Source organism: Vibrio neonatus, assembly GCF_024346975.1.
Taxonomy (GTDB): Bacteria; Pseudomonadota; Gammaproteobacteria; order Enterobacterales; family Vibrionaceae; genus Vibrio; species Vibrio neonatus.
Genome location: NZ_AP024885.1, coordinates 2,216,312 through 2,237,433, shown reverse-complemented (window position 1 = coordinate 2,237,433; position 21,122 = coordinate 2,216,312). Strand labels below are relative to the sequence as shown.

Annotated in this window: 20 protein-coding genes and 1 pseudogene; 12 read left to right on the top strand and 9 right to left on the bottom strand. The window is 43.6% G+C overall.

Going from position 1 to position 21,122, the window contains the following annotated elements:
- The first annotated feature begins 52 nt into the window (after positions 1 to 52).
- The 5 genes from ffh (at position 53) to rplS (ending at position 3,680) form a co-directional block, all read left to right on the top strand.
- Complete coding sequence (ffh, locus tag OCU38_RS10310) at positions 53 to 1,444, top strand: signal recognition particle protein (RefSeq protein ID WP_261823009.1); 1,392 nt, start codon at positions 53 to 55, stop codon at positions 1,442 to 1,444.
- 248 nt (positions 1,445 to 1,692) lie between these two features.
- Positions 1,693 to 1,941: a 30S ribosomal protein S16 gene (rpsP, locus tag OCU38_RS10305; protein WP_017027436.1), complete on the top strand. Its 249-nt coding sequence runs from the start codon at positions 1,693 to 1,695 to the stop codon at positions 1,939 to 1,941.
- 33 nt (positions 1,942 to 1,974) lie between these two features.
- Positions 1,975 to 2,505, top strand: a complete 531-nt coding sequence (gene rimM / locus OCU38_RS10300; RefSeq protein ID WP_021712251.1) for a ribosome maturation factor RimM — start codon at positions 1,975 to 1,977, stop codon at positions 2,503 to 2,505.
- A gap of 21 nt (positions 2,506 to 2,526) precedes the next feature.
- The gene (gene trmD, locus OCU38_RS10295) at positions 2,527 to 3,285 is read left to right on the top strand and encodes a tRNA (guanosine(37)-N1)-methyltransferase TrmD (protein ID WP_021712250.1); all 759 of its coding nucleotides are present in this window, start codon (positions 2,527 to 2,529) and stop codon (positions 3,283 to 3,285) included.
- A 41-nt stretch (positions 3,286 to 3,326) separates the two neighbouring features.
- Positions 3,327 to 3,680, top strand: coding sequence for a 50S ribosomal protein L19 (gene rplS, locus OCU38_RS10290; RefSeq protein ID WP_021712249.1), 354 nt, complete (start codon positions 3,327 to 3,329; stop codon positions 3,678 to 3,680).
- A gap of 98 nt (positions 3,681 to 3,778) precedes the next feature.
- Here the strand turns inward: rplS and yacG are convergent, their stop codons facing one another.
- From yacG to nadC, 8 genes are all read right to left on the bottom strand, one after another.
- Positions 3,779 to 3,973 carry a DNA gyrase inhibitor YacG gene (yacG, locus tag OCU38_RS10285; RefSeq protein ID WP_152819457.1) on the bottom strand — a complete coding sequence of 65 codons (195 nt, stop codon included), beginning with the start codon at positions 3,971 to 3,973 and terminating at the stop codon, positions 3,779 to 3,781.
- Positions 3,974 to 4,066: 93 nt separating this feature from the next.
- A complete protein-coding gene (gene zapD, locus OCU38_RS10280) occupies positions 4,067 to 4,807 on the bottom strand; it encodes a cell division protein ZapD (protein WP_261823008.1) in 741 nt (246 codons plus the stop codon).
- Between the two features lie 42 nt (positions 4,808 to 4,849).
- On the bottom strand, positions 4,850 to 5,449 hold the full coding sequence (gene coaE / locus OCU38_RS10275) for a dephospho-CoA kinase (RefSeq protein WP_261823007.1): 600 nt from the start codon (positions 5,447 to 5,449) through the stop codon (positions 4,850 to 4,852).
- Between the two features lie 26 nt (positions 5,450 to 5,475).
- Complete coding sequence (locus OCU38_RS10270; RefSeq protein ID WP_261823006.1) at positions 5,476 to 6,354, bottom strand: prepilin peptidase; 879 nt, start codon at positions 6,352 to 6,354, stop codon at positions 5,476 to 5,478.
- A gap of 79 nt (positions 6,355 to 6,433) precedes the next feature.
- Positions 6,434 to 7,642: a type II secretion system F family protein gene (locus OCU38_RS10265; RefSeq protein WP_261823005.1), complete on the bottom strand. Its 1,209-nt coding sequence runs from the start codon at positions 7,640 to 7,642 to the stop codon at positions 6,434 to 6,436.
- Positions 7,635 to 9,179 carry a GspE/PulE family protein gene (locus OCU38_RS10260; protein WP_261823004.1) on the bottom strand — a complete coding sequence of 515 codons (1,545 nt, stop codon included), beginning with the start codon at positions 9,177 to 9,179 and terminating at the stop codon, positions 7,635 to 7,637. Before OCU38_RS10260 ends, OCU38_RS10265 begins: the two co-directional genes overlap by 8 nt.
- The gene (locus OCU38_RS10255) at positions 9,176 to 9,580 is read right to left on the bottom strand and encodes a pilin (RefSeq protein ID WP_261823003.1); all 405 of its coding nucleotides are present in this window, start codon (positions 9,578 to 9,580) and stop codon (positions 9,176 to 9,178) included. The genes OCU38_RS10260 and OCU38_RS10255 overlap by 4 nt, the downstream gene beginning before the upstream one ends.
- Positions 9,581 to 9,979: 399 nt before the next feature.
- Positions 9,980 to 10,867 (bottom strand): carboxylating nicotinate-nucleotide diphosphorylase, encoded by an 888-nt coding sequence (gene nadC / locus OCU38_RS10250; RefSeq protein ID WP_261823002.1) that lies wholly within the window; start codon positions 10,865 to 10,867, stop codon positions 9,980 to 9,982.
- Between the two features lie 97 nt (positions 10,868 to 10,964).
- Between nadC and ampD the strand changes: the two genes are divergently transcribed.
- The 7 genes and pseudogenes from ampD to hpt all read left to right on the top strand — a co-directional run bounded on the left by ampD (position 10,965) and on the right by hpt (position 20,286).
- Positions 10,965 to 11,507: a 1,6-anhydro-N-acetylmuramyl-L-alanine amidase AmpD gene (ampD, locus tag OCU38_RS10245; protein ID WP_261823001.1), complete on the top strand. Its 543-nt coding sequence runs from the start codon at positions 10,965 to 10,967 to the stop codon at positions 11,505 to 11,507.
- A gap of 238 nt (positions 11,508 to 11,745) precedes the next feature.
- On the top strand, positions 11,746 to 12,516 hold the full coding sequence (gene pdhR / locus OCU38_RS10240; RefSeq protein WP_261823000.1) for a pyruvate dehydrogenase complex transcriptional repressor PdhR: 771 nt from the start codon (positions 11,746 to 11,748) through the stop codon (positions 12,514 to 12,516).
- Positions 12,517 to 12,580: 64 nt separating this feature from the next.
- A complete protein-coding gene (aceE, locus tag OCU38_RS10235; protein WP_261822999.1) occupies positions 12,581 to 15,244 on the top strand; it encodes a pyruvate dehydrogenase (acetyl-transferring), homodimeric type in 2,664 nt (887 codons plus the stop codon).
- Positions 15,245 to 15,272: 28 nt separating this feature from the next.
- On the top strand, positions 15,273 to 17,156 hold the full coding sequence (gene aceF / locus OCU38_RS10230) for a pyruvate dehydrogenase complex dihydrolipoyllysine-residue acetyltransferase (RefSeq protein WP_261822998.1): 1,884 nt from the start codon (positions 15,273 to 15,275) through the stop codon (positions 17,154 to 17,156).
- A 247-nt stretch (positions 17,157 to 17,403) separates the two neighbouring features.
- On the top strand, positions 17,404 to 18,828 hold the full coding sequence (lpdA, locus tag OCU38_RS10225) for a dihydrolipoyl dehydrogenase (protein ID WP_261822997.1): 1,425 nt from the start codon (positions 17,404 to 17,406) through the stop codon (positions 18,826 to 18,828).
- 204 nt (positions 18,829 to 19,032) lie between these two features.
- Positions 19,033 to 19,499: pseudogene (gene tnpA, locus OCU38_RS10220) on the top strand (IS200/IS605 family transposase).
- 259 nt (positions 19,500 to 19,758) lie between these two features.
- Entirely contained in the window at positions 19,759 to 20,286 is a 528-nt protein-coding gene (hpt, locus tag OCU38_RS10215; RefSeq protein WP_261822996.1) for a hypoxanthine phosphoribosyltransferase, read from the top strand.
- Between the two features lie 134 nt (positions 20,287 to 20,420).
- On the opposite strand, the gene can is transcribed toward hpt, so the two are convergent.
- Positions 20,421 to 21,077: a carbonate dehydratase gene (gene can, locus OCU38_RS10210; RefSeq protein WP_261822995.1), complete on the bottom strand. Its 657-nt coding sequence runs from the start codon at positions 21,075 to 21,077 to the stop codon at positions 20,421 to 20,423.
- Positions 21,078 to 21,122 lie beyond the last annotated feature (45 nt).

Genomic DNA, 21,122 nt, shown 5'->3' with positions numbered 1-21,122 from the left:
CTCTGGGTTATACTTTACCTAATGAATCGCAATTTCACGCGAAGAGAGCAAGATGTTTGATAACTTAAGTGAACGTTTATCCAAGACGCTGAAGAACATCAGCGGTAAAGGTCGTCTGACCGAAGACAATATAAAAGAGACGCTACGTGAAGTGCGCATGGCACTTCTTGAGGCGGATGTAGCCCTTCCTGTTGTACGTGAATTTATTAAACGCGTGAAAGAGGGAGCTGTGGGTGTTGAGGTTTCTAAATCTCTCACTCCGGGTCAAGAATTCATTAAGATTGTTCAGTCTGAATTAGAAGCTGTGATGGGGGAGTCCAACGAAGGGCTTAACCTAGCAGCGCAACCGCCAGCGGTAGTATTGATGGCAGGTCTACAAGGTGCGGGTAAAACCACCAGTGTAGGTAAACTGTCTAAGCTTCTATCTGAACGTGATAAGAAAAAAGTATTGGTTGTTTCTGTCGATGTTTACCGCCCTGCGGCGATCAAACAGTTAGAAACATTGGCCGCTGATGTGGGTGTGGATTTCTTCCCATCTAGTGCTGACCAAAAGCCTATCGATATTGCTAATGCGGCGATTGACCACGCGAAGAAGAAATTCTACGACGTACTCTTGGTCGATACCGCCGGTCGTTTAGCGGTCGATGAAGAAATGATGGCTGAGATTCAGCAGCTGCATACTGCAATCAACCCTGTTGAAACCTTATTCGTGGTTGATGCCATGACAGGTCAAGATGCGGCGAACACAGCCAAAGCCTTTGGCGATGCTCTACCACTAACCGGTGTGATTCTAACTAAGGTTGATGGTGATGCACGTGGTGGTGCGGCGCTTTCTGTTAAACAGATTACCGGTAAGCCAATCAAGTTCTTGGGTGTGGGTGAAAAAACCGACGCACTAGAAGCTTTCCACCCAGATCGTATTGCTTCACGTATCTTAGGTATGGGCGACGTACTGTCTCTTATCGAAGATCTACAGCGCAACGTTGATACTGAAAAAGCTCAAAAAATGGCGAAGAAGTTCAAGGAGAAGAAAGGTTTCGACCTTGAAGATTTCCGTGAACAGCTTGGTCAAATGCAAAACATGGGCGGTATGGCGAGCATGATGGGCAAATTGCCTGGCATGAGTAACCTACCTGACAATGTAAAAGACAAAGTCGACGACAAAATGTTCAAGCAGATGGAAGCGATCATCAGCTCAATGACCATGAAAGAGCGTCTACGCCCAGAGCTTATTAAAGGCTCACGTAAAAAACGTATCGCGGCAGGTTCTGGTACTCAAGTACAAGACGTTAACCGCTTGCTTAAGCAATTCACCCAGATGCAGAAAATGATGAAAAAAATGCAGAAAGGTGGCATGCGCGGCATGATGCGCAACATGCAAGGCATGATGGGCGGCATGGGTGGCGGCGGTATGGGCGGAATGGGTGGACCATTTGGCCGATAAGCCATGAACTATTTGCTTATAGTCTCGCAAGGCTCCAATTTATTGGGGCCTTTGCTTTTTTTAGCCTCTATTTTTTAAACTGTTAACTGGGTCACATTCAATTAGTTGGCTAAAAAATAGCTAAACCCCTTGCAAAGACTGGGAATAAGAGTAAAATTCCCGAGCTTCATTTTGGCACGAGACCCCACACAACTCTGTTAAGAGTCGTTTGGGGTTAATTTTATTATTGAGAAAGCAAAGAGGACGACATGGTTACCATTCGTTTGGCACGTCACGGCGCTAAAAAGCGTCCATTTTATCAAATCGTAGTAGCGGACAGCCGTCGCGCAGCTACTGGTCGTTTCATCGAGAAAGTAGGTTTCTTCAACCCTACTGCTCAAGGTCAAGAAGAAGGTCTACGTTTAGACCTAGACCGTGTGAACCATTGGGTTTCACAAGGCGCTACAGTTTCTGACCGCGTAGCTAAGCTAGTTAAAGACGCTCAAAAAGCGGCTTAATCAGCAAATATCTTGATGTAAGGAAAAGAATGAATGAGTGAACAAAACGAGAAAATTGTTGTAGGAAAGCTCGGCGCTACTTATGGCATTCGTGGTTGGCTTAAAGTTCATTCCTTTACAGACGATGCTGAAAACATCTTCAATTATAGCCCTTGGTTTTTGAACCAAAAGGGGACATGGGTAGAGCACAAAGTAGAAAGCTGGAAGCGTCATAACAAAGGTTATGTGTGTAAGCTGGAAGGTCTTGATGTACGTGAAGACGCGCATCTATTGACTAACTTTGAAATCTCGGTAGCCCCATCTTCATTACCGGAACTGTCAGAAGAAGAATTCTACTGGCGTGAATTGTTTGGAATGAAGGTTGTAACCACAAAAGGTTACGACCTAGGCGAAGTCTCAGACATGCTTGAGACGGGTTCAAACGATGTTTTAGTAGTGAAAGCTAATTTGAAAGATGCTTTTGGCCAAAAGGAACGATTAATTCCGTTCCTTGAAGAGCAAGTGATCATCAAAGTTGATCGCGAAGCTCAACGGATCGAAGTTGACTGGGATCCTGCCTTTTAAATCAAAATTAGAGAGTGAACTATGTGGGTTGGCATAATAAGCCTGTTTCCAGAGATGTTCCGCTCTGTCACTGATTTTGGTGTAACAGGTCAAGCGGTAAAAAAAGGTCTTTTGTCGGTAGAAACGTGGAATCCCCGCGATTTTACTCATGACAAACATCGCACTGTTGATGATAGACCTTACGGGGGCGGCCCTGGCATGTTGATGATGGTACAGCCTTTGCGCGATGCTATTAACACAGCCAAACAAGCAGCACCCGGCAAGACGAAGGTTATCTATCTTAGCCCTCAAGGTCGCAAGCTCGACCAGCAAGGCGTAGAAGAGTTGGCAACAAGCGAGAACTTGCTTCTTATTTGTGGTCGCTATGAAGGGGTAGATGAGCGCATCATTCAATCCGAAGTTGACGAAGAATGGTCAATTGGTGATTTTGTGATGACAGGTGGTGAACTACCAGCCATGACCTTAATCGACTCTGTATCTCGGTTTATTCCGGGTGTATTAGGAGATTTTGCGTCAGCAGAGGAAGATTCCTTTGCTAATGGGTTACTGGATTGTCCCCACTATACGCGTCCTGAAGTGTTAGACGGAGAAGAAGTACCTGCGGTACTGAAATCTGGAAATCATAAGGACATTCGTCGCTGGCGATTAAAACAATCGTTAGGCCGTACTTGGCTAAGAAGGCCAGAGATGCTGGAAAACCTAGCTCTGACTGACGAACAGGAAAATTTACTAGCCGAGTTCGTGATTGAGCGAAAGCGCACGAGCAAAGACAGCAAGTAACCTATTAAATATAGATTCAGTTTATTCTAGGGTATAGAAACATGAGTAATATCATCAACGCTCTTGAGCAAGAGCAAATGAAACAAGACCTACCTACATTCGCACCTGGTGACACTGTAGTAGTTCAAGTTAAAGTTAAAGAAGGCGACCGTGAGCGTCTACAGGCATTCGAAGGCGTTGTAATCGCTATTCGTAACCGTGGTCTACACTCTGCATTCACAGTTCGTAAAATCTCGAACGGTGAAGGTGTTGAGCGTACATTCCAAACTCACTCTCCAATGGTTGATAGCATTGAAGTTAAACGCCGTGGTGCAGTACGTCGTGCCAAGTTGTACTACCTACGTGAGCGTTCTGGTAAGTCAGCTCGTATTAAAGAGAAACTTGCTAAGAAGTAATGCACAACCTGCATTTCTCATAAAGTTAAACGGGAGCCAGTTGGCTCCCGTTTTTTTATCTGTCGTTTTTTATCTGTTTACTTGTATCAGCTATCAGCTTAGTACTGATCTTCTGACCAACCGTCACTGTCTGACATATCAGGTGCGCCGGCAATGGCGTTCTCTTCATCTGCCCAAGTTCCAAAGTCGATCATTTGACACTTCTTGCTACAGAAAGGGCGATGTGGGCTCTGTTCTCCCCACTCAACATCTACACCACAGGTTGGGCAAGGTACGATGGTAATTTTGCTCATGTTTCATTCTCTCGGTTTATGTGTACCCATTGGGTTATTTTAGCGTATTGGCTTTGCAGTATCCAAAACTGGCTACGCCAGTAAGGGGAATTACTAACTGCAAATGGCCAATTCAAACTCAATATCTTGGGTACTGGCTTGTCCAGTATCAAAGTGAATGAACTTTATCGCAAAACGGTTCTTATGTCCCGAAACCATAGGGTATACCCCATGATCATGATTAAAATGAATCCTTAATATATTGGCTTCATGGGCATCACTTTGATAAAAGCCACTGCGCGCAATTTGTGAGGTAAATTGTGCTGAGCTTCTAGTTAGGTTTAACCATTGTTGCAGAGCATGATTTAGTGGCGCCAAAGAGGTCAACCATTGATGAGCATCTGCCATACGTTTTTCTAACGGCTGGTGGAGCCAATAGTGCAATGCGGGTAAGTCAAAGCAACAGGCGCCGCCGGGTAAGTTAAAGCGCTGTCGAATAGAGGACAAGAAACTGTCTTCTTTTAGCTCTGTACCAAATCGTTGCGCCTGCATCACCTCAGTGTGCACCAAAGCGATTTCATTGAGTAAACCTTGCAGACGTTGCTGATCGACACCGGGTACATTTAGCCAGTTGCTATAGGTTAATTTGAGTTTATCGAGATCTTTTAGAATTTCTGGTTTGAGCTGAATCTGTTCAAATATATCTAAAAGATCAAACAGTGAACGAAACAGAACTTGATAATGTTGTGTATCTGAAAAAGTGGCACAGTGTTGCATCTGACGTAGAAGGCTTTCAATACGCAGGTAAGTTCTGGTTTTCTCATTCAGAGGATGTTCATATTTTTGAATGGTCATATATTGCATCCTGCTTTAGACATAATAGGTATTGTCACGAAATCATTTGCATAACGCCAGATATTTACGATGTAACTGAGCAATTTTTTCAGTTAGCAATTCGCTACAGCCATCATTGCTAATAATATCGTCAGCAATGGCTAATCTTTGCTCTCTGCTCGCTTGTGCTTTTAATATCGCTTGCACCTGCTCTTTAGACACACCATCCCTGGCTAAGGTGCGCTGTATTTGTGTTTCTGGTGATACATCAACGACTAATACTTTATCAGCCATGCTCTGCAAATTGTTTTCTGCCATCAGTGGAATCACTAATAAACAGTAAGCAGATGTTGATTGTTGCAGTTGCTGCTGCATTCTTTGTCGTATCATTGGGTGAAGGAGTTGGTCGATCCAGGCTTTATTTTTAGGATCGGCAAAAACCAATTCACGCAGTTTTACTCGATTGAGCGTGCCATCACTATGGATGATGTCACCACCAAATTGAGTAATTATAGCCTGTAGACCGTCACTGCCGGGTTCAACCACTTCTCTTGCCACAAGGTCAGCATCTACGATATCGATGTGGTAATTGTCATGAAAATGATTGGCGACGGTTGTTTTTCCGCTACCTATACCACCTGTGATACCTATGACTAATCCCATGACTCAATCCTTCTAGTAAATCGTTATTAATAAGCTGGGATGTAATGGCTTAGATACCAAGCCACAATATCATTACCCACAATCAAATAGACCCAACCGGCAATTGCCAGATACGGACCAAAAGGAAAGGCTTTCTCGATGCCTTGTTTTTTAAGGCGCAGCTGAATAATGCCAAAAATCAGCCCAACTAGAGACGACAACAAAATGATCAAAGGCAGTGATTGCCAACCTAACCACGCTCCTAGCGCGGCTAACAGTTTAAAGTCGCCATAACCCATACCTTCCTTGCCAGTGAGCAGTTTAAACAGCCAGTAGACACTCCATAGAGACAGGTAGCCTGCCATAGCACCAATAATGGCATCAGGTAGTGGGATAGGGCTGATACCGAGTACAGACAGCGCAATACCTGCCCACATTAAAGGTAAGGTCAGGCTGTCAGGCAGCAGCATAGTATCAAGGTCAATAAAGGTGGCGCAGATCAATACCCAAGTAAACCCAAGTAATGCGACCGCGTATAAACTCGGAGAAAAATACAGAGAAATGGTTAAGCATAATGCGCCAGATAACAGCTCAATCAGAGGGTAACGCGCACTGATTTTAGTGCTACAAGCACGGCAACGACCTTTAAGGCACAGCCAGCCCAATACTGGAATATTGTCTTTAGCTTTTATTGGAGTGTTGCATTTAGGGCAATGTGAGCCGGGTAGGCTGATATTAAACACCCCTTCAGGGACTTTTAATTTAAGCTCAGGATAGGCTTCAGCAAACTCTTTCTGCCATTCTCTTTCCATCATGATAGGAAGTCGATGGATCACTACATTGAGAAAGCTACCAATAATCAAACCAAGAATGGTCACCAATATCGGGAACAGCATTGGGAAGTACGTAAAATAATAATCGAGCATGGTCGGCTCACAATAAAAAATTCTATAGGTATGTTATCGCAACTTTGGACACTTGTTTATCCTTATCATAGAGATAAAGCTAACCAACCGCGTTCATAAGGCTAAAAATAGGCAAATACATAGATAACACCAACCCGCCGACTAAGCTGCCAAGAAAAACAATCATTAACGGCTCAATCAGCTGACCTATCTTGTTGGTGGACTCATTAAGTTGCTCTTCAAACAGTCTAGCCAGTTTTTCGGTCATAAACGCCAGTCTGCCTGTTAGCTCGCCAATATTAAGCATTTTTAACATTAAGGGAGGAACAATAGATACCGAGGACAGAGCCAAGCTAAAACTGCTTCCTGCGCGGATTTGATGATGAATACCACTGAGTTTGTGTTTAAGAAAAGGGTTGTGTATGGCGCCTATGGCATTGTCTAAACAGGATAAAAGAGGCAGTCCGGCTTGAATGCCATTGCACAATAACAGATTAAAACGAGCCAATTCTCCGACTAAAATGCACGGCCCAAGTATGGGGAGCTTTAAAAGCAATTGAGCGCATTGACGGCGCACTGCTGGGCTTTTGCGTATTAGGATGTGCACACTCATACCAACCACCGCAGTGGCAATAAGGATTGTGCCAATATGCGCTTGAAACCACTGCGAAGCATCTAAGGTAAATTGCGTTAAAGCTGGAAGCTCCGCACCAAAGCTTCGAAATAGACTGGAGAATTGTGGAACCACGAAGATCATCATAATGATCATGACAATGCAGGCGACTATCAGCACCGATAGAGGGTAAATCAGTGCCGATTTGATCTGTTTTATCAGCTGGTGGTTTTTCTCTCTATGTTCGGCGCAGTAGTTCAGTGCTTGCGCGAGATCGCCATTACTCTCTCCAATATGAACAAACTGCAAATACAGAGCATCAAAGTGAGTAAAGCCTTGCATGGCGGTGGATAGCGAATGTCCTTGCTGAACCTGAAAAGTCAGCTCTTCGAGCAATGCGCTTAGCCCTTGTCGAGAATTAGATTGGCTGAGCTCTTGCATTGCCAAGCTGATAGGAAGCCCTGCATCTAGCATGATTGCCAGTTGCTGTGTGAAGGTGGTGATCTGGCGATCATTGACGCTGTGTTTGATACTGCTAAAGAAGGGCATAGGTTTGGCGATACTTTTTTGTAAATGAATTCCTTTACGCTTAATTTCTCTTTGTAATTGCTCGGCAGAGTATGCCAATTGACTGCCTGTGGTTTTTTGCCCGCATGAGTTCACCCCTAGCCAGTAATAAAGACGAAGTTTACCCATGCCCTAATACTCTTTGCAGCTCTTGTGTTGTAGTGAGGCCTTGCTTGAGCAGTTGCGTTGCGCAGGCTTTGAGATCTTGCTGTGAAACCAAGTTCGCTGTTATTTGCTGCGCATTGAAGCTTGGCTGGGTGACTTGTTGCAATAGCTCACGATTGATTGGCAGCAGTTCAAAAATACCGACTCGGCCCTTGTATCCCTGATTACATTGAAAACAGCCGCTGTTTTCAGCAAACTTGGCACAATACGGACAGCTTTTACGCAATAACCTTTGTGCAATCACTAGCCGTAAACTGCTTTGCAAATCGGGGGGATGAATGCCTAATTGATAAAGGCGGTCTAACGCGCTAAAGGCTGAGTTGGTATGCAGTGTCGAGAGCACTAGATGCCCGGTTTGCGCTGCTTGTATCGCCATTTCAGCTGTTTCTTGATCGCGAATTTCACCAAGCATAATCACGTCAGGATCTTGCCGAAGCAGCGAGCGTAAACATTTGGCAAAGGTGAGGGCGATATTGGCGTTCACTTGTATCTGATTAAAGCCCGCTAAGTGGATCTCGACCGGATCTTCAACCGTACAAATATTGATGTTGTCATTGGCAATATTATTGAGACAAGAATAAAGAGTGATCGTTTTACCACTGCCAGTAGGGCCGGTGACTAATATCAGCCCTTGCGGTTGATGCAATTCTTGTTCAAGTAAAGCGTGCTGTGCTTGGTTCATTCCTAACTGATTTAATGTTGGCAGTGCTTGAGTATTGTTGGCTAACCTCATCACCAGTTTCTCGCCCCATAATGTCGGCAGTGTGGCGACGCGCAGTTCGATAGATTGTTCCTCAGAAAGGGAATAATGCATTCGCCCGTCTTGCGGTAAACGTTGCTCTGCAATATCTAGCTCAGCATTGATCTTTATCTGGCTTATGAGCGCTTTTATTTCACGATTGGATAGCGTCATGACGCTAATCAGTAGCCCATCACAACGCATCCGTATCCGAGCTTGCTCTTTATCCGGTTCAATATGAATATCGGAAGCATTGCGCTGTAAGCTGATTTGCATGACCTCAAATAGCAAGCTCGCGTGTTCGTTTGAGTTATGATGATCTTTTAGCTCACTATGTACTTTTTGCTGTAGAAATTGGAATTGCTCAAGGTCGGTCAGTATCAGTTGTGTTGGAAGGTTATGATGAAATTGCAATTCTAATGCGAGCGTTTTTAGGCAAGGATCGTAGCTGAGTAATTGTAAGCCGTGTTTGCTTAATGCAATGGGAATGAGCGGCTGAGTTAGGGTGATAGGCTCTAGTTTAAGCTCAATGATAATCGCCATCACTTTTGTGAGTTCAAATTGCTGTGTAGGTTGAGGCTCGTAATGTAACTGATGCTGATTAGCTAAAAATTTGCTGATATCGGCCTGAGAGTGACCGCTAACCTGAGAAACTCTATACAGTAATTGTTCAGTGGAAAGAGCTTCTCGCTCCAACAATACCTCAGCTTGTTTTGCTGTTAGTAAAGTTGGAGAGAGTATGTGGATTAAAGGATGACTCACTGGCAACCTTTTGGCGCATCAACGCCACTAGCGCCACTAACAGTACAGCTCCAACCGTTGCTTTCATCTCGACTAAACGAAACTGACGCACCATCTAATGAACTTTTAGTGCTATCAAAAGTAAATTGTAAGGCATTCGTTGCAATACTGATTTCTCCTAAACTTCCTGCGGCACTGGAAACGGCGTTGATGTCACCAAGGGAAGAGGGGAACGCTCCGTTGTCTAGATAGTACAGCTCGGTTTTGGTGAGCAAACCTCTTAAGGTTGCAGTGGCAGAGGCGAGCTCTGACTTCTTCACATAATCCTGATACATAGGAACGCCAATAGCGGAGAGTACGCCAATGATGGCGACCACTATCATCAGTTCAATTAAGGTAAATCCTTTTTGTTTGTTGTTCATATTCACTTCTGTGCCTCGACAAATAATTGCTGGTGGCTGTAAAACTAGAAGCTATTAGTAGGAATAAAAGAGCGCACAGCAGGGCTTGGCAACCGTCTCGCAATTCTATGTTGAGGGCATGCAAAGCAGCGTATGAAAAAATGAGAGCTGGGTAGGAGTAGGGCAGTCGTGAGTTAATACCAATCACACTAAGTAAGTGATCAGAACTAGCGCAGGAAAAATGCTCGAGAACAAGGCAGAATTTTTCGATAAGTAGTTATTCTACAATCAAAAAATCTAACGCCGTTATCGAGCATTTTAACAAGCTAGAATGACCAGTTATTTAGTACGATTGGTATAATACTGCGCAATAAAAAAGGCCAGCAACGCTGACCTTATACAGAATGATTTCTTTTGAAATTATTTGAAACGCATCGATAGGTCCATGCACTTCAGGTGCTTAGTCAGCGCACCGACCGAGATGTAATCAACGCCTGTTTCCGCAATTGAGCGAATAGTCTCTAGGGTCACGTTACCTGAGTTTTCCAGTACCGCTTGACCTTGGTTGATTGCTACCGCTTCTCTCATCATATCTAACGTAAAGTTATCTAACATAATAATGTCAGCGCCGGCTTCAATAGCCGCTTGCATTTCTGCAATGCTTTCGGTTTCCACTTCCACCGGTTTACCCGGCGATAGCTCTTTCGCCGTTGAGATAGCTTGCTTAATGCCACCACAGGCAATGATGTGGTTTTCCTTAATCAAGTAAGCGTCAAACACACCGATGCGATGGTTAAAACCGCCACCACAAGCGACAGCATATTTAAGAGCACTGCGCAGGCATGGGATGGTTTTACGAGTATCGAGCAGTTTACACCCAGTACCTTCAATCTTGCTGACGTATTCCGCAACTACGGTGGCACAGCCAGATAGGGTTTGGATGAAGTTCATCGCATTACGCTCGCCAGTAAGCAGGGTGCGAGCTGGGCCACTTAAGGTACATAGCGTTTGGTTTGGCTGAACGGCGTCGCCATCTTCTACGTGCCAGTCAATCGAGACTTGTCCGCCAAGTTGCTTAAAGACTTCATCAGCCCACATTTTTCCACAAAAGACGCCATGTTCACGAGTAATGATGGTGGCGACACCTTGTGTATCAGCCGCAATAAGATTAGCGGTAATATCCACCGCTGCATCTAAAGTACCGCCAAGATCTTCTCTTAGGGTTTCTTCTACTGCGCGAGCGACTTCATGAGGTAATTGTTGCTTTAGGTACGCTAAACGAGCACCGCTGTCGTGGGTATTTTTCATATCCAAAACTTTCACTATGTTGTTTAAAACCAATTTGTGCTGAATGATACTCTTGCTTGAATTATAATTCAGCAACAATTGATCTAGGATAATAAAAATGTCCACTTCATCATGGTATTCGAACGCGAAAGTTGTGCCTTCTCCCTATTGCGACGATAGGCCAGACCTTCGAGACATTTCACTGCTTGTCATACATAATATTTCCCTGCCTCCTGGGGAGTTCTCGCAAAACAATATCGAAGCTTTTTTTCAAGGAAGGTTAAGTGCTGATGCGCATCCCTTTTTTGAAAGGATCAGTCAGATGCGAGTTTCTGCACATTGCCTTATAAAAAGAGACGGAGAAATTGTCCAGTTTGTCCCGTTTGAAAAAAGGGCATGGCATGCGGGCGTGTCCTCTTTTGCGGGCAGAGAGCGTTGTAATGATTTTTCTATTGGTATTGAACTTGAAGGGACAGATTTTATTGCATATACCGATGCGCAATACCAAGCGTTAGCGGAAGTAACAAGGTATTTACTCGAGCAATATCCGAAGTTAACACCGTTGCGTATTACCGGGCATCAATATATCGCGCCATTACGCAAAACTGACCCCGGATTGTCATTTCATTGGTCAAAATTTAATAAGTTGATTGCAAAATAATATATGTTTGATAAATTTGTCATACAAATAGAGTTTGTAGCGTTAAACTCGAAGATGACATCTTAAGTAACAATATATTCACATATCAGGGTTGAATTAGCGGTTTTATGTTATCGCTATTGTCATTCCATGATTTAAATCAAGTTTTCCTAGACAGGAAAGAAATTGATATGTTAAGTTTCGCTTCAAGTTAAAATTGGTAATACCAATTTACAACGTGCAGGACGCAGAGAATTAAATGCCAAAAGTTTCCTTTCGAAGTATTCGCCAACCTAAACTATCTGATGTGATAGAAAAAGAGTTGGAAACATTAATTTTGGACGGAATTTTATCTCCTGGGAAAAAACTACCTTCGGAGAGAGAACTGGCGAAGCAGTTTGATGTTTCAAGACCTTCAGTAAGAGAAGCAATTCAGCGGCTAGAAGCTAAAGGATTACTGACTCGACGCCAAGGTGGCGGAACTTTTGTCTGTGAAAGCTTGTCTTCTAATTTGGCTGATCCGTTATTTAATCTGTTGGCGAGTCATTCTGATACGCAAAGAGATTTATTAGAAACGCGTCATGCTTTAGAAGGTATCTCAGCGTATTTTGCGGCATTACGAGGAACGGTTGAAGACTTTCAACGTATCACTGAATGTCAAAAATTGCTGAATATTCCAGTAAATGGCGACGATATAGAAAGTGAAGCTAAAGCAATCATGGAGTTTTTGATTGCCATTTCAGAGGCTTCACACAATGTAGTGCTATTGCATATTGTTCGTAGTCTTGCACCATTATTACAAGAGAACGTGTCACAAAACTTGATGCTTTTGCACGGTCGTGACGACGCTATACAAAAGCTAAATGAGTACCGAGAAGAGATAGTAGACGCTATCACTTCCAGACAACCACAACGAGCTCGCGAGTTGTGTGAAGTTCATTTGGCCTTTATCGATGAAACATTGTCGGATTTGACCGAAGAGCAAGATAGACGAGCTCTGTCATTACGTCGAATTCAACAGAACAAATAGTAAGCTTTTGCTTAGGGTATGTGACCCTAGTAGTTGACCTAACTTAATAAAAGGATAGTTCGCAATGTCTGATAAGAAGCATGACGTTGATGCTCTGGAAACTCAAGATTGGCTAGAGGCTCTTGAGTCAGTAGTACGTGAAGAAGGTGTAGAGCGTGCACAATTCTTACTAGAACAAGTTCTAGATAAGGCGCGTTTAGACGGTGTTGATATGCCAACTGGCATTAACACTAACTACATTAATACCATTCCAGCAGCGCAAGAACCAGCTTACCCTGGTGACATTACGCTAGAGCGTCGTATTCGCTCAATCATTCGCTGGAACGCAATTATGATTGTATTGCGTGCTTCTAAGAAAGACTTAGACCTTGGTGGCCACATGGCTTCTTACCAGTCTGCAGCTGCTTTCTACGAAGTTTGTTTCAACCATTTCTTCCGTGCTCCAAATGAGACGGACGGTGGCGACTTAGTTTATTATCAAGGTCATATTTCTCCAGGAATCTACTCTCGCGCATTCGTTGAGGGTCGTCTAACTGAAGAGCAACTAGATAACTTCCGTCAAGAAGTTGATGGTAAAGGTATCCCTTCATACCCACACCCTAAGTTGATGCCTGAATTCTGGCAGTTCCCAACAGTATCTATGGGCCTAGGTCCAATCTCTGCAATCTATCAAGCACGTTTCCTTAAGTACCTAGAAGGCCGTGGCCTGAAAGAAACTTCAGCGCAACGCGTATACGCGTTCCTAGGTGATGGCGAGATGGATGAGCCAGAATCACGCGGTGCAATCTCATTTGCTGCTCGTGAAAAACTGGACAACCTATGTTTCCTAATCAACTGTAACCTACAGCGTCTAGACGGCCCTGTAATGGGTAACGGTAGCATCATCCAAGAACTTGAAGGTCTATTTAAAGGCGCAGGTTGGAACGTTGTTAAAGTTATCTGGGGTAGCAACTGGGATTCTCTACTTGCAAAAGACACCACAGGCAAGCTTCTTCAACTTATGAACGAAACTGTTGACGGTGACTACCAAACATTCAAATCTAAAGATGGCGCATACGTACGTGAGCACTTCTTTGGTAAATACCCTGAAACAGCAGCACTTGTTGCTGATATGACTGATGACGAAATCTTCGCTCTTAAGCGTGGTGGTCATGATTCATCTAAACTGTTTGCTGCATTTAACAATGCAAAAGAAACAGGCGGCAAGCCAACGGTAATCCTAGCTAAAACTGTTAAAGGTTACGGCATGGGTGATGCAGCTGAAGGTAAAAACATTGCACACGGCGTGAAGAAAATGGACATGACTCATGTTCAACACCTACGTGATCGTCTAGGCCTACAAGACATTCTTTCTGATGAAAAAGTAAGTGAACTACCTTACTTGAAACTAGAAGAAGGTACGCCTGAGTACGAATACATGCACGCTCGTCGTAACGCTCTACACGGTTACACTCCTCAGCGTCTAACTAAATTCACTCAAGAATTCAAAGTTCCTGAGCTAGAAGAGTTTGCTCCGCTACTTGGCGCGCAGAAACGTGAAATCTCGACTACAATGGCTTATGTTCGTACTTTGAATATTTTGTTGAAAAACAAAAATATCGGTAAGAACATCGTACCTATCATCTGTGACGAAGCTCGTACATTTGGTATGGAAGGTCTATTCCGTCAGATCGGTATCTACAACCCGCATGGTCAGGAATACACTCCTGAAGATAAGGGCATTGTTTCTTACTACAAAGAAGCAACTTCTGGTCAAGTTCTACAAGAAGGTATCAACGAATTAGGTTCAATGGCGTCTTGGGTTGCTGCTGCAACTTCATACAGCACTAACAACCTGCCAATGATTCCGTTCTACATCTACTACTCAATGTTTGGTTTCCAACGTATTGGTGACATGGCATGGCTAGCAGGTGACCAACAAGCTCGTGGCTTCCTACTAGGTGCTACAGCTGGCCGTACAACATTGAACGGTGAAGGTCTACAGCACGAAGATGGTCATTCGCACATCCAAGCGAACACTATCCCTAACTGTGTGACTTACGACCCAACGTTTGCTTACGAGCTAGCAGTAATCATGCAAGACGGTATCCGTCGCATGTACGGTCCTGAGCAAGAAAGTATTTACTACTACCTAACAGTAATGAACGAAAACTACGCAATGCCAGCAATGCCAGAAGGCGCTGAAGAAGGCATTCGTAAAGGTATTTACAAGCTTCAATCTCACGAAGGTAGCAAAGGTAAAGTTCAGCTATTGAGCTCTGGTACTATCATGAATGAAGTACGTAAAGCAGCTGAAATCCTAAGCGAAGAGTACGGCGTAGCATCTGACGTATTCTCTGTAACTTCTTTCAACGAACTGACTCGTGATGGTCAAAATGTTGAGCGTTACAACATGCTTCACCCTGAAGCTGAAGATCAAGTACCTTACATCACTACTGTTCTGGGTAATGAGCCAGCAATCGCGGCAACAGATTACATGAAGAACTACGCTGAGCAAGTACGTGCTTACGTTCCTGCTGAGTCATATAAAGTACTGGGTACTGACGGCTTTGGTCGTTCAGATAGCCGTGAAAATCTACGTCGTCACTTTGAAGTTAACGCAGGCTACGTTGTCGTTGCGGCGCTAACTGAACTGGCTAAACGTGGTGATGTTGAGAAATCTGTAGTTGCAGAAGCAATTGCTAAATTCAACATCGATACAGAAAAAACTAACCCGCAATTTGCATAAGACTTCCATTGAGTAAGGGAAATAAACAATGACAATCGAAATTAATGTACCTGACATTGGTGCTGATGAGGTTGAAGTAACTGAGATTCTAGTTAACGTTGGTGACAAGGTTGAGGAAGAACAGTCACTAATCACTGTTGAGGGCGACAAGGCTTCAATGGAAGTTCCTGCGTCTCAAGCGGGTATTGTTAAAGAAATCAAAGTAGCTGAAGGTGATTCAGTTTCTACAGGTTCTTTAATTATGATTTTTGAAGAAGAGTCTGGTGCTGCTGCAGCACCAGTTGCTCCAGCAGTTGAAGCGGCTCCAGTAGCTGCTCCTGCGGGCGCTTCTGAACTAAAAGAAGTTCACGTTCCAGATATCGGTGGCGACGAAGTAGAAGTTACTGAAATTATGGTGGCAGTTGGCGATACAGTAGAAGAAGAGCAATCACTTCTTACTGTTGAAGGCGACAAAGCTTCTATGGAAGTACCAGCTCCATTTGCAGGTACAGTTAAAGAAATCAAAGTAGCATCTGGCGACGCTGTTTCTACTGGTTCTCTTATCATGGTATTTGAAACTGGCGCTAGCGCTCCAGCAGCTCCTGTTGCTGCTGCACCTGCGGCCGCGCCAGTTGCGACTGCTTCTGCAGTACAAGACGTTAATGTACCTGATATCGGCGGTGACGAAGTTGAAGTGACTGAAATCATGGTTGCGGTTGGCGATACAGTAGAAGAAGAGCAATCTCTAATTACTGTTGAAGGTGACAAGGCTTCTATGGAAGTACCTGCACCATTTGCCGGCACAGTTAAAGAAATCAAAGTTGCTGAAGGCGATTCAGTTTCTACTGGTTCTTTAATCATGGTATTTGAAACAGCAGGCGGCGCAGTTGTTGCAGCTCCTGTTGCTCAAGCAACGGCACCAGCAGCAGCTCCTGCTCCAGCGCCAGCTGCGGCACCTAAAGCGGCAGCCGCTCCACAAGCTAACGATTTCCAAGAAAATCATGAGTACACTCATGCTTCTCCAGTGGTTCGTCGTCTTGCTCGTGAGTTTGGTGTTAACCTTTCTAAAGTTAAAGGTACTGGCCGTAAGAACCGCATCCTAAAAGAAGACGTACAGTCTTTCGTTAAAGATGCGCTTAAACGTCTTGAGTCTGGTGCAGCAGCATCTGGCAAAGGCGACGGCAGTGCACTTGGCCTACTACCTTGGCCGAAAGTGGACTTTAGCAAATTTGGTGACACTGAAGTTAAGAAGCTTTCTAAGATTAAGAAAATTTCTGGCGCTAACCTGCACCGTAACTGGGTAATGATCCCGCACGTTACACAGTGGGATAATGCTGATATCACTGAGCTTGAGAAGTTCCGTAAAGAGCAGAACGCATTTGAAGCTAAGAAAGATTCTGGCATCAAGATCACGCCTCTAGTGTTTATCTTGAAAGCAGTAGCGAAAGCACTTGAAGAGTTCCCATCGTTTAACTCATCTCTTTCTGAAGACGGCGAAAGCATTATTCTGAAGAAATACGTAAACGTAGGTATCGCGGTAGATACGCCAAATGGCCTAGTGGTTCCTGTCTTTAAAGACGTGAACAAGAAAGGTATTTACGAGCTATCAGCAGAACTTGCAGCGATTTCTAAGAAAGCTCGTGCAGGTAAACTGACAGCAGGTGATATGCAAGGTGGCTGTTTCACTATCTCTAGCCTAGGTGGCATTGGTGGTACAGCATTTACTCCTATCGTAAATGCTCCTGAAGTCGGTATCCTTGGTGTGTCTAAGTCTGAGATTAAGCCAGTATGGAATGGCAGCGAGTTTACTCCTCGTCTAATGCTTCCACTGTCTCTATCTTATGATCACCGTGTGATTGATGGTGCAGAAGGTGCGCGTTTCATTACCTTCTTGAACCAGTGCATGAGCGATATTCGTCGCCTTGTAATGTAATCATAGAGAGCAGCTCATAAGAGCTGCTCTTTCTCACTCACAGTAAAGGGAATCCCCTTGTTTTATGTGAGTGATTTTTATCGAAATTTTTTAACAAAATTCGACGAAATCTAAGATAATAGACGTCGAATTGTTGTATAGCTCACAGCCTAAATGGAATTAGTTTTCTCTTAGTTTACAAATTTGTAAACTGGAGTGACGCAAAACCCAATTAGCCTGTTAGGGATAATGACTACAAGAGGTCAAAATGAGCAAAGAAATTAAAGCCCAAGTTGTAGTACTTGGTTCAGGTCCTGCTGGATACTCTGCTGCTTTCCGTTGTGCAGATTTAGGTCTTGAAACGGTACTGGTTGAACGCTATAGCACCCTAGGTGGTGTTTGTCTAAACGTGGGTTGTATCCCATCGAAAGCACTTCTTCACGTATCTAAAGTAATTGAAGAAGCAAAAGCAATGGCTGAGCACGGTGTTGTATTTGGCGAACCAACTACAGACATCAGCAAAATCCGTATCTGGAAAGAAAAAGTTGTTGATCAGCTAACTGGCGGCCTTAACGGCATGGCTAAAATGCGTAAAGTAACAGTAGTGAATGGTTACGGTAAATTTACTGGCCCTAACACTATTCAAGTTGAAGGCGAAGAGTCGACAACGGTGACTTTTGATAACGCAATCATTGCGGCGGGTTCTCGCCCAATCAAACTGCCGTTCATTCCACATGAAGACCCACGTATTTGGGATTCTACGGATGCACTTGAGCTTAAAGAAGTACCTGAGAAACTGCTTATCATGGGTGGTGGTATCATCGGTCTAGAAATGGGTACGGTTTACCACTCTCTAGGTTCTAAAGTTGAAGTTGTAGAGATGTTTGACCAAGTTATCCCTGCTGCGGATAAAGACATCGTTAAAGTCTTCACTAAGCGCATTAAAGACAAGTTCAAGCTAATGCTTGAAACTAAAGTAACTGCAGTTGAAGCGAAAGAAGACGGTATCTACGTTTCAATGGAAGGCAAAAAAGCACCAGCAGAAGCTGAGCGTTACGATGCTGTTCTTGTGGCTATCGGTCGTGTACCAAACGGCGCACTTATCGACGCTGAAAAAGCGGGTATTGAAGTAGATGAGCGTGGTTTCATCAACGTTGATAAGCAAATGCGTACTAACGTACCGCACATTCACGCTATTGGTGATGTGGTTGGTCAACCTATGCTTGCGCACAAAGGTGTGCATGAAGGTCACGTAGCGGCAGAGGTTATCTCTGGTAAGAAACACTACTTTGACCCTAAAGTGATTCCTTCAATTGCTTACACAGAGCCAGAAGTGGCATGGGTAGGTAAGACTGAGAAAGAAGCAAAAGCTGAAGGTATTAACTACGAAGTTTCTACTTTCCCTTGGGCTGCTTCTGGTCGTGCAATCGCATCAGATTGTGCTGATGGTATGACTAAGATGATCTTTGATAAAGATACTCATCGCGTAATCGGTGGTGCTATTGTTGGTACTAACGGTGGTGAACTTCTTGGTGAAATCGGTCTTGCTATCGAGATGGGTTGTGATGCGGAAGATATCGCATTGACTATCCATGCTCACCCAACACTACACGAATCTGTAGGCTTGGCTGCTGAAGTATTTGAAGGCTCTATTACTGACCTTCCAAACAAGAAAGCAGTGAAGAAGAAGTAATTTCTTATTTGCTGAACAATTAGTTTGAAAATAAAACCCAGCTTTTTAGCTGGGTTTTTTTTGTATAGAGAAAACCCCCAGCTAGGCTGGGGGTTCAGTAAAGCTTACAGCTATGAGTCAGTTATAAAACCCCTTTCAATTTGATAAAAATACCTTGTGGTCTGGCAACTACAAGAGTTGAATTAAAATTGAAAGGGGGTCCCAATGGGGGACGAAAAGAGCTTAGCGCACACGCGCTGGAATTGTAAATATCATATAGTTTTTGCACCAAAATATAGAAGACAGGTGTTCTATGGTGAAAAAAGGAGAGCCGTAGGTGAAATATTACGAAAGCTGTGTGAATGGAAAAATGTAAATATCATTGAAGCAGAATGTTGTGTGGATCATATCCATATGCTTTTAGAAATACCGCCTAAGATGAGTGTTTCAGTGTTTCAGTGTTTATGGGGTATTTGAAAGGTAAAAGTAGTTTGATGTTGTATGAGCGGTTTGGCAATTTGAAATTTAAATATAGAAACCGAGAGTTTTGGTGCCGTGGATATTATGTAGATACGGTTGGAAAAAATACTAGCAAGATCAAAAGTTACATAAAGCACCAATTAGAACAGGATAAGATGGGGGATCAGTTATCGCTCCCGTATCCAGGTAGCCCGTTTACGGGCCGTAAGTAAGAATCTTTATGCACATGTCAGATCATTATGCGCCTGCTAGGGCGCTGCCAGCATGAAAGCCTTATAGGCGCATATGAAAAACCTCCGGCTATGCCGGAGGATTATTTTTTTCGGTTTCAAACATTGTTTGTTACAATGCTCGCCCATTTTAAGCTCAACGACTTTTTTGAGCCCACCTTGCCATTCAAACGCAAAATTTTGCGACAGTATGGTAGTGGGTGGCTATAGTTGATGCGAGTCCAGTAAACGAGAGAACAGTATGAAACATACCGTAGAAGTGATGATCTCTGAACAAGAGGTTCAAGAACGAGTACAACAACTTGGCGCTCAAATTAATGAGCACTATAAAGACAGTAAAGAATTGGTTCTAGTGGGACTTCTACGTGGTTCATTTGTCTTTATGGCAGACTTATCTCGCGCTGTCACAGTAAATCACAGCGTCGACTTTATGACAGCTTCTAGCTATGGCAATAGCATGGAAAGTTCTCGTGACGTACGTATCCTTAAAGATCTCGATGATGACATTAAGGGCAAAGATGTTTTGCTCGTAGAAGACATCATTGATACGGGCAATACGCTAAGTAAAGTGTGTGAAATCTTGTCGATTCGTGAGCCAAACTCTATTCAAATCGCAACGTTATTAGATAAGCCTTCTCGACGTGAAGTGCACGTTGATGTGAAGTGGATTGGTTTTGAAATTCCAGATGAATTTGTAGTGGGTGTTGGCATCGATTACGCACAAAAATACCGTAATCTTCCGTACATTGGTAAAGTTATCCCGTTATAAAAACAGAGATTAAAAGCTCGGTTATTGACCTAGTTGTTGACTTAGTTATTGACTTAGTTATTGAATAGGATCGAAACAAATACTCGACATGAATCATGCGAGTATTTGTTTCTTTAAAGCGTTAGAACTTAATTTTAGTCTAGATCTTGGCCTAGTATTTTTGCCATCGCTTTCGGGAAGTTTTCCTCTAAGCTTTCATGGCTAGAACAGCGCACACCAAGATCTTCCAGTTTGCCGTCACTGATACCGTAAACAACGCCATGAATTTCAACTTCCTGTCCTCGCTCCCATGCCGATTGCATGATGGTTGAGTTGGCTAAGTTGTACACTTGCCCAGCTACGTTGATTTCACATAACTTATCAGTTCGGACTTCTGGAGGCAGTTGGTCGAGCATATCGCGATGCTTTAGGTATAGGTCGCGAATGTGCAGTAACCAGTTGTTAATTAAACCCAGTTTAGGGTTTTCAATTGAAGCGTTTACACCGCCACAGCCATAGTGACCACAGATAATAATGTGTTTTACTTTGAGAACGTCTACCGCATATTGCACTACAGATAAGCAATTTAAATCCGTGTGTATTACTTGGTTAGCTACGTTGCGGTGAACAAACAGTTCTCCTGAGAATAGGCCGGTAAGACGTTCTGCCGGAACTCGGCTGTCAGAGCAGCCAATCCATAGAAAATCGGGGCTTTGTCCTTGTGCTAAGGTTGAAAAATACTCGGGTTGGTCGTCTTTAAGTGTTTGTGACCACTTGGAATTGTTTTCAAACAAAAGTTTAATTTCTGGCATGTTAAGTCCTTTTTTGTATATTCAGTTACTATACCTAAAATATTG